5 protein-coding genes and 1 pseudogene are annotated in these 6,106 nt (G+C 75.0%); 2 read left to right on the top strand and 4 right to left on the bottom strand.

All coding sequences use genetic code 11. The annotated features are described in order from the left end of the window. Nucleotides 1-1,314: pseudogene (locus IEZ00_RS29710) on the top strand (hypothetical protein); the annotation flags it as partial. 44 nt (nt 1,315-1,358) lie between these two features. On the opposite strand, the gene IEZ00_RS29705 reads toward IEZ00_RS29710, so the two are convergent. Both IEZ00_RS29705 and IEZ00_RS29700 read right to left on the bottom strand, forming a co-directional pair. Then, the gene (locus IEZ00_RS29705) at nt 1,359-2,765 is read right to left on the bottom strand and encodes a serine/threonine-protein kinase (RefSeq protein ID WP_229796214.1); all 1,407 of its coding nucleotides are present in this window, start codon (nt 2,763-2,765) and stop codon (nt 1,359-1,361) included. An 87-nt stretch (nt 2,766-2,852) separates the two neighbouring features. Further along, complete coding sequence (locus IEZ00_RS29700) at nt 2,853-3,629, bottom strand: alpha/beta hydrolase (protein WP_189226653.1); 777 nt, start codon at nt 3,627-3,629, stop codon at nt 2,853-2,855. Nucleotides 3,630-3,760: 131 nt separating this feature from the next. On the opposite strand from IEZ00_RS29700, the gene IEZ00_RS29695 reads away from it, so the two are divergent. Beyond that, complete coding sequence (locus IEZ00_RS29695; RefSeq protein WP_229796213.1) at nt 3,761-4,024, top strand: hypothetical protein; 264 nt, start codon at nt 3,761-3,763, stop codon at nt 4,022-4,024. A gap of 64 nt (nt 4,025-4,088) precedes the next feature. Here IEZ00_RS29695 and IEZ00_RS29690 read toward each other — a convergent pair whose 3' ends face one another. Then, nucleotides 4,089-5,159: an ABC transporter permease gene (locus IEZ00_RS29690; protein ID WP_189226651.1), complete on the bottom strand. Its 1,071-nt coding sequence runs from the start codon at nt 5,157-5,159 to the stop codon at nt 4,089-4,091. Next, a complete protein-coding gene (locus IEZ00_RS29685) occupies nt 5,160-6,038 on the bottom strand; it encodes an ABC transporter ATP-binding protein (protein ID WP_189226650.1) in 879 nt (292 codons plus the stop codon). Nucleotides 6,039-6,106: the final 68 nt, after the last annotated feature.

Raw genomic sequence — 6,106 nt, 5'->3', positions numbered from 1 at the left:
CCCGGCGGACCGAACACCCCCACGCCGACGCCCACGCCCACCCCGGCAGGCCCGCCGGTCACCCAGTACACCCCGCCGCCGGGCAACACGGACGTGACCACCACGGCGGCGACTCCGATGCCCGCCGCACCGCCGGTCACCCCGATGCCGCCCATCCCCGGTGCCAACGGCGTGCCCAACCCCGGTCCCATCCCGACGGGCGCCATGCCGCCGATCCCGCCGATGCCCGCCGTCCCCCCGCCCGGCGGCACGCCGCGCGGCATCAACCCGCCCGGTGCCAACCCTCCCGGCGGCAACCCGCGCGGTGGGGCTCCGGGCACTCCGGGCAGGGGGCCGGTGGCGCCGCCGTCGACCAACACCACCCCGGTCAACGCCATGTGGCCGCCCGCCGGGCCGCGGCCGGGCGCGGTGCCCAACGTGCCGGGCGTGGTCGGCCCGCCCCAGGGCATCTTCACGCCCACCCCGCCCGCGGCGGACTCGCTCAAGCCCATCGCGGACGCCAACCCGCCCAGGCCGGCGCCGCCCGCGGTGCCCATGCCGGACCCCGGTCCCGGCAAGCCGCCGGGCCCGCTCGACCCGCTCGGCGGCCACGGCCCCAAGGGCGACGCCGCGCCGCCCGTGGTCACCGGCGGGGACAAGCCCGCGCCGCAGCCCGCGCCGCAGCCCGCGTCCCCTCCTGCGGCGCAGACCCCGCCGCAGCCGCAGCCGGTGCCGCCGCCGGTGAAGCCGGTCATGGCGCCGCCGAACATCCTCGACCTGCTCGACCCGAGGGGCTACCCCGGCGGCGAGAACCTGCCCGCGCCCGACGGCCCCAAGGCCGACGCGGCGTGGCCCGCCACCACGATCGACGGCAAGCCGTGGGCCGACCTGCAGAACCTCACGCCCGAGCAGAGCCAGAAGTGGATCGACAACCTGCGCAACATCCTGGACACCAAGACCGACGGCGCGTTCTTCTGGTCGGGCAGCCTGTACGACTCGGACGGCAACCGGATCTCGGTGATGACCGAGGCCGAGTACATGGCCAAGGCGGACGGGCGCAACACGCTGGAGGGGACGCTCGACGACAAGGGGATCAAGCTGCCGGGCTGGGGCAACACCTCGCCGGAGGGCAAGGCGGTGTGGGACAGCGTGTCGGCCAGCCTGGCGCACGGCGCCAAGGGTGATGTCTACGTGCTGCTGGGCCCGCAGCGGCGGCCGGACAACGTGTTCCACATGACGGAGTTCCCGATCCTGCAGCAGAACCCGAACGTCAACCGGGTGATCGCGATCGACGTGTTGAACAAGCAGGAGACGGTGATCTTCACCCGGCAGTGAGCCGGTGGCGGTCGGGAGGGGCCCCGCCCCTCCCGACCGCCGGGTCAGCCGGACGACTTGCCAGTGAGGTCCGCGCCGTCCTTGCGCGCGAGCACGCAGACGACCTCCTTGGCGCCCACGGCGTCGCCCTCGGCGTACTCCCACTCGGCCTTGGTGGGCACCAGGCCGGTCAGCGCCAACTCCGACCGCTTGCCCTCGGCGACGCGGATCGTCCTGGCGTGCAGGTCGCAGTAGTGCAGGGCGTACTCGCGCATCCAGTCCTCACCGGGGTAGGGCACCGGCTGCCCCTTGGAGGCGAGGTCGTAGAACGGGGTTTCCGCCGCGTAGCGCTCGACCTTGTGCGGCTGGGCGCAGTCGACGTTCTGCAGCCAGTCGAACGGCACGCCCTTGGTCAGCGGCTCGGTGCCGCAGCCCTGCTCCCCCATGGCCCAGACCGGGATCTCGCCCAGCCTGCCGAAGGTGAGCACCTGGACCGGGGCCTGGGCCCGCTCGGGCTGCGGGGCCGCGGCGGGCGCCTGGCCGGCGCGCCCGGCGAAGAAGCCGCCAGTGGCGGCGAGCAGGGCCGCGACCACCGCGGCGGCGATCAGCAGCGGTGCGCGGGAGCGCGGGGCGGCGGGGGCCGCCTCGGCCGGGGCGGTGCCGCCGCCGGACAGCAGCGCCGCCGCCTGGGTGGCGGTGAGCCGGGCCCTCGGGTCGGGGGCGAGCAGGCCGGAGATCACGGTGGCCACCGGGCCTCGGGCGCGGTGCAGGCGCGGCGCCTCGCTCATGATGGCGTGCAGCGTGGACGCGGTGGACGTGCGCTGGAACGGGGCCGTGCCCTCCACCGCGTAGGCCAGCGTCGCGCCGAAGGCCCACAGGTCCGACGCGGGCGTGGCGGGCTCGCCGCGCACCCGCTCCGGCGAGAGGTAGGCGGGCGAGCCGATGATGGCGTTGTTCAGCGTCAGGCCGGGGTCGTCGACGGCCTGGGCGATGCCGAAGTCGGTCAGCTTCACCTGGCCGTCCGGGGCCACCATGATGTTGCCGGGCTTGACGTCCCGGTGCACGATGCCCGCGGCGTGCGCGGCCTGCAGCGCGGACAGGATGCGCAGGCCGAGGGTGGCGACGTGCTCGGCGGGCATGGGGCCGTTGCGGCGGATCAGCGCGTCCAAGGTCTGCGCCTCCACCAGCTCCATGACGATGTAGGTCAGGCCGCCCTCGATGATCACGTCGTAGACGGTGACCACGCCGGGGTCGTTGAGCGCGCCCGCCGTCCTGGCCTCGCGCAGCACGCGCTGCTGGAGCACCTGGCGCTCCTCCGGCGGCACGCCGTCGGGCAGGTGCAGCTCCTTGATGGCGACCTTGCGGCCGATGACGTGGTCCTGTGCTCGCCAGACCACGCCCATCGAGCCGCGGCCCAGCTCGGCCAGCAGGGCGTACCGGTTGCCGATGATCCTCGGCTGTGGACCGCTCACGACGTCGATCACTCCAGGGGTCGAACGGTTGCAGGGTGAGGCGCACGTTACCCGGGCGCGGACAGCGCGGTGGGCACCGACGCCGGTTCAGGGGTCGGTGATCGCCTCGACCAGCTGCGGGCCGTCCAGCAGCACCGGGTCGTTGTGGTCGGCTCCGGGCACCTCGACCGCCCGGCCGCCCGCGGCACGGGCCACCGCGCGGCTCTGCTCGGGCGGGACGATCGTGTCGGCGGAGCCGTAGACGACGGTGACCGGGGCGCGCACCCGCGCCACGTGCTCCGCGGTGCGGAACCGGTCCCGCAGCAGCAGGCCCACCGGCAAGAAGGGGTAGTGCCGCCTGCCGACCGCGGCCAGGTCGGTGAACGGCGAGCGCAGCACCAGCGCGGCGGGCGGGTGCTCGGCGGCCAGCTCGGCCACCACCGCCGAGCCCAGGCTCTCGCCGAAGTACAGCAGCCGGGGCGGGGAGGTGCCGAGCAGGAAGTCGCGGGCGGCGCGCACGTCCAGCGCGAGCCCGGCCTCGGTCGGGCGGCCGGGGTTGCCGCCGAAGCCGCGGTAGTCCAGCAGCAGCACCGACAGCCCGCGCGCGGTGAGCGCCCGCGCCAGCGGCGCCCGCAGCGCCCGGTTGCCCGCGTTGCCCGGAGCCACCAGCACCGCGGCCCGCGCGTCCTCGACGGGGAAGTGCCACGCCGCCAGCCGCAGCCCGTCGGCGGTGGTCAGGGTGACGTCGCGGCCACCGGGCAGCACCTGGGCCGCGGGCGGCGGCAGGTCGCCCGAGGGCAGGTAGACCAGCTTGCGCTGGAAGGCGAACGCGGCGCCCAGCACCGCGATCACGACAGCGGCGGTCACCGCCAACCCGATCAGCATCCGCCCGCGCACCTCACCATCACATCACCGGTCCGGGTCCTCGCGCTGCGCGTGGCGGGCGCGGGTGGCAGGGTGGCTCGGTGGCCGCCGCACCCGATGACCGAGCGCGCACCCCTGACGGACGTTACGTGGTGATCGGGGGCAGGCGGTGGCGGGCCACCGATCCGGAGATCCCCGCCGACGTCGCGGCCCGCCTGCGCAAGGCGCTCATGGCCGCGCGGGCCGAGGTGGGCCGGGCGCTGCGCGCCGGGGACGCCTCGGCCGAGGCCGGGGCGCGTCGCCGGGTGCACGCGGCGAAGGTGGCGCTGGGCGAGCGCGGGACGCCCTGGTGGGAGCAGACCCCGCAGCAGCGGCGGCAGCGCTGGGAAGCGGGCCTGGCCCAGCTGGGCGCGTGACCGGCCCAGTGCGCCGCTGGGACACCCCGAACGCCCGGTTCGGGGTGTCCCAGCGGCGCTCGGCTCACTCGCCCCGATTCCACGCCTTGGCCAGGCCGACCTTGCCCCCGGTGTGCATCAGCGACCCGGCGTACAGGCGGGCGGCCAGCATCACCACGAGCACGACCGCGCCCGCCAGCACCCCCAGTGAGAGCACCGCCTCCCACGCCTGGGCCTCCTGCGCGAACAGCCGCACCGGCATCGCGATGGCCGCCGAGAACGGGACGTAGGACAGCACGGCCATCGCGGTGGCGTTGTCGGACAGCGCCATCACCGCGACGTAGGGGCCGATGGTCAGCAGCAGCACCAGGCCCATGCTCGACCCCAGGTCCTCCTGCCTGCTCACCGCCGCGCCCGCGACCGCCCACATCGCGGCCAGCAGCACGAACCCGAAGACCAGGAACGGCACGAACCAGCCGATCGCGGGCGCCACCAGCGCCAGCAGCTCCTCGTGCCCGCCCAGCCGCAGCGCGATCGGCGCGGCCACCGCCAGCACCACCACCTGGCCGATGGTCAGCAGCGCGTGACCCACGATCTTGCCCGCCAGCAGCGCCCGGATCGGGACCGTGGCGACCAGGATCTCCACGATCCGGGTCTGCTTCTCGGTCACCGTGCTCTGCGCGATGGCCGAACCGCCCATGCCGAACATCATGAACACCATCGCGAACGCCATGATGACCAGCTGCCGGACGCCCTGGCCGACCTCGGAGGGGTCGAGCAGGTCCACCGGCGGCGCGGTGCGCAGCGCGGCCACCACCTCCACCGGCGGGTCCGACAGCGCGACCACGCGCACCCCGGAGCCCTCGGCGACGACCGCCGCGTCCACCTCCTCCGAGCGCACCAGCCGCTCCGCTTCGGCCCGGTCGGCGGCTTCCCGCACCTCCAGGTCCGCGTCCCGCAGCGCCGCCAGCGCCTCCTGGCCGACCGCGGCCACAGCGGACCGCCCGCCGCCGAACACCGTGGGCAGCACCGCGAGCGCGAACAGCCCCACCAGCAGCAGTCCGAAGCCGACCCAGAAGCCCTTCATGCGCACGAACGAGCCGATCTCCCGCTCGGCCACCAGCCGCGTCGCCGAGGCGAACGACGTGCCGTCCATTCAGATCACTTCCTTGAAGATCTCGTCGAGCGAGGGCACCACCGGGGTGAAGCTGCGGACCGCGCCGCGGTCCAGCGCCGTGCGCAGCACTTCCTGATCCGTGCGGCCGTCCAGGTCGAACACCGCGCGCGGGCCGTCCACGTCGAGCACCCGCACCCCGGCCAGGTCGCGCAGCCAGCCCGCGTCGCCGTCCACGACGAGCTGGAACCGCGGCGCGGCGTGCTCGGCCCTCAGCCGCTCCCGCTCGCCGCTCGCGGCGATGCGCCCCCCGGAGATGATCACCAGGTCGTCGCACAGCTGCTCCACCACCGACAGCTGGTGGCTGGAGAACAGCACCGGCACGCCGTTGGCGGCGCGCTCGCGCAGCACGCCCAGCACCGTCTCCACGGCGATCGGGTCCAGGCCGGAGAACGGCTCGTCCAGGATCAGCGCCAGCGGGTCGTGCACCAGCGCGGCGGCCACCTGGGCGCGCTGCTGGTTGCCCAGCGACAGCTCCTCCAGCCGGTCGCCCGCCCGCTGCGACAGCTCCAGGTCGGCCAGCAGCCGGTCGGTGTTGCGGCGGGCGGTCGCGCGGTCCAGCCCGTGCAGCTGCCCCAGCCAGGCGATCTGCTCGCCCACCTTCATCTTCGGGTACAGGCCGCGCTCCTCGGGCATGTACCCGAAGCGCTGCCGGACCGCCCCGGTGATCGGGGCGCCGTCCCAGGTCACCTCGCCGCCGTGGGCGGCGAGCACGCCCAGCACGATCCGCATGGTCGTGGTCTTGCCGGACCCGTTGGCGCCGAGGAAGCCGGTCATCCGGCCCGGCCGGACCTCGAACGACACCCCGTCCAGGACGCGGTGCGCGCCGAAGCTCCGGCTGATCGAGCTCACCTTCAACATGATCAGCAGGCTAGGTCGGCGCCCCGGTCCGGGGCGTCCGGCGCGAGACCGACCCCAGGGGTCCTCCT

Origin of the sequence: Saccharothrix coeruleofusca (assembly GCF_014648515.1) — a bacterium.
In the GTDB taxonomy this organism is placed as follows: Bacteria; Actinomycetota; Actinomycetes; order Mycobacteriales; family Pseudonocardiaceae; genus Actinosynnema; species Actinosynnema coeruleofuscum.
The sequence above is the reverse complement of the archived record's forward strand: the minus strand, read 5'-3'. Positions and strand labels throughout refer to the sequence as shown.